This window comes from Burkholderia sp. Tr-20390, assembly GCF_017104595.1.
Classification (GTDB): domain Bacteria; phylum Pseudomonadota; class Gammaproteobacteria; order Burkholderiales; family Burkholderiaceae; genus Burkholderia.
Genome location: NZ_JAAGPC010000380.1, coordinates 1 through 2,265, shown reverse-complemented (window position 1 = coordinate 2,265; position 2,265 = coordinate 1). Strand labels below are relative to the sequence as shown.

At 67.5% G+C, this 2,265-nt stretch carries 3 protein-coding genes and 1 pseudogene; 2 read left to right on the top strand and 2 right to left on the bottom strand.

The genetic code is table 11. From position 1 onward, the window contains the following. Together G3N98_RS39055 and G3N98_RS39050 are read right to left on the bottom strand one after the other, a co-directional pair. Positions 1–403: pseudogene (locus tag G3N98_RS39055) on the bottom strand (hypothetical protein); the annotation flags it as partial. A 37-nt stretch (positions 404–440) separates the two neighbouring features. Further along, positions 441–779, bottom strand: coding sequence for a P-II family nitrogen regulator (locus tag G3N98_RS39050; protein ID WP_004198020.1), 339 nt, complete (start codon positions 777–779; stop codon positions 441–443). Positions 780–1,134: 355 nt separating this feature from the next. Between G3N98_RS39050 and G3N98_RS39045 the strand changes: the two genes are divergently transcribed. Then, positions 1,135–1,386 carry an accessory factor UbiK family protein gene (locus G3N98_RS39045; RefSeq protein ID WP_006489451.1) on the top strand — a complete coding sequence of 84 codons (252 nt, stop codon included), beginning with the start codon at positions 1,135–1,137 and terminating at the stop codon, positions 1,384–1,386. A gap of 278 nt (positions 1,387–1,664) precedes the next feature. Then, on the top strand, positions 1,665–2,265 hold a 601-nt coding region (locus G3N98_RS39040), incomplete at its 3' end, for a magnesium chelatase domain-containing protein (RefSeq protein ID WP_277396948.1).

Here is a 2,265-nt window from a genome sequence, read left to right as displayed (position 1 = left end):
TCTGCAATTGTTCGACGCCATCGACGACGGCCAGCATCACGCCGCCCGTGCGTTCGCCGCTGAACCCCGCAGGGCCGAGTGCGGCGATCCGGTCGAACAGCCGCGCGCGCAACGTGGCCTGCACGCGCCCGGCCGTGTGCTGCGCGAGCACCGTGCGGCGATGGTCGAGCCACGCCCGCAGCAGCACGCATGCCGCCGCTGCAACGACGGCGTCGCCGCTGCTGCGTGCCGCCGCCACGGAAAATACCACCCCCACCACGCCGCCTAGAACGACGAACCGCAGGACCCCGACACCCATCGCGGACGCAGCCGCGGCGGACGCCGCGTCGTCGGCGAGCGCGGGGCCGACGCCGGCCGCGATCAGCGAGCCGGCCATCAGCAGGGACATCAGAAGTTTGCGCATCTTGGGTTTCCTCTTGTCGCTTGTCTTGTCTGTTCTGTTACAGCGCGTCAGCGCCCGTCTCCCCGGTGCGAATCCGGATCACTTGTTCGATCGACGTGACGAAGATCTTGCCGTCGCCGATCTTGCCGGTGCGCGCGGCCCGCTCGATCGCCTCGACCGCCTGGTCGACGAGATCGTCGGACACGGCTGCCTCGATCTTCATCTTCGGCAGGAAATCGACCACGTATTCGGCGCCGCGGTACAGCTCGGTGTGCCCCTTCTGCCGACCGAACCCTTTCACCTCCGTCACCGTGATGCCCGAGACGCCAAGCGCCGACAGCGCTTCGCGCGTCTCATCGAGCTTGAACGGCTTGATGATTGCGGTAATGAGTTTCATGAAGTCCTCTCGCTGGGTTGTCCCGTCGAATTGGTTGGAATGTTGTAACGGACTCTTCTCAGCAACTCGCATGCCAAGTCGGTTCGAGCACCGTTTCAAAGGGCTTCACCAAGGGGTCGCATCGCGTGATGTAAGGTGCGGAAGCCCGGCCGAATGGCCAACGTGGCCCGGTTTGCTGGCGCGGCGAAAGGATCGTTGCTAGAGTGCACGCACGTCCCGGATCGCCGGGGCATTCACCCATGCGGGCGCCATGCCCGGAATTCGCGCTCCGGGCGCACCATTTCCGGTCATGCGTGCATCATGGGCACGTACGCAACTGAAGATGCACATTTTTTGTGCAAGGAAGGGGAATCACATGAAGCAACCCAGCGACGTTTTCAACGATCTGCAGTCGCGCGTCAGCGATCTGCTGAAAAACTCGCCGGCCAAGGACGTCGAGCGCAACGTGAAGGCCATGCTGTCGCAAGGCTTCTCGAAACTCGATCTCGTCACGCGCGAGGAATTCGACACGCAGGCGCAAGTGCTCGCCCGCACCCGCGTGCGCCTCGAGGAACTCGAGAAGCGCGTCGCGGAACTCGAGCAGAAGCTCGCCGCGCCGCAAGCCTGACGCCCTGCCCGGCCGCAAGGTCCGGGCGCGGGCCGCCTCGTGCGGCCCGCGCCCGCCGCCTCAAGCACTGAAGCACTGAAGTCACCGTATCGCTCTTCGTCGCCCGTCGTTCTCCGCAGCACCCCGCTCTTCGCTGTTCATCGCTCTTCGCAGTCCGTCGTTCCGCTGTTCCTCGTTCTTTCCCCGCGCCACGCCGGCAAGCGCGCACCGATTCCTCCGATTCCCGCGGCATGCGGCCTCGAACGGCCGTCGTCCGTCTTGCTTACAGGAGCCTCGCCATGTCGCTCGCCGTGGTGCGCAGTCGCGCGCCCGCCTCCGGCCGTGCGCCGGACGTCACCGTCGAAGTCCATCTCGCCAACGGCTTGCCGTCGTTCTCGATCGTCGGCCTGCCCGATCTCGAAGTCCGCGAAAGCCGCGAGCGGGTGCGCGCCGCGCTGCAGAACTGCGGCTTCGAATTCCCCGTGCGCCGCATCACCGTCAACCTCGCGCCGGCCGACCTGCCGAAGGAGTCGGGACGGTTCGACCTGCCGATCGCGCTCGGCATCCTCGCCGCGAACGGCCAGATCCCGGCCGACGCGCTGGCCGGCCGCGAATTCGCGGGTGAGCTGTCGCTGACCGGCGCGCTGCGGCCGATGCGCGGCGCGTTCGCGATGGCGTGCGGCGTGGCGCGGGATGGGCAATCAGCCGAAAGTGGCGCGGCTTTAGGCTCGGGTTCCGGCACGCTCTCCGGTTCAGCCAACGGTGGCCAAGGGGTCGGCCCGGAGCCGGGCTCCGCCGCCGCGTCGAACGCCCCCGAGCTGTACCTGCCGCTCGCCAGCGCCGCCGAGGCCGCGCTCGTGCCGGGCGTCACCGTGTTCGGCGCGCCGGACCTGCCCGCGA

Coding starts and splice junctions, on each gene's coding strand:
- G3N98_RS39050 (WP_004198020.1), bottom strand. CDS start 779: ATGAAACTCATTACCGCAATCATCAAGCCGTTCAAGCTCGATGAGACG.
- G3N98_RS39045 (WP_006489451.1), top strand. CDS start 1,135: ATGAAGCAACCCAGCGACGTTTTCAACGATCTGCAGTCGCGCGTCAGC.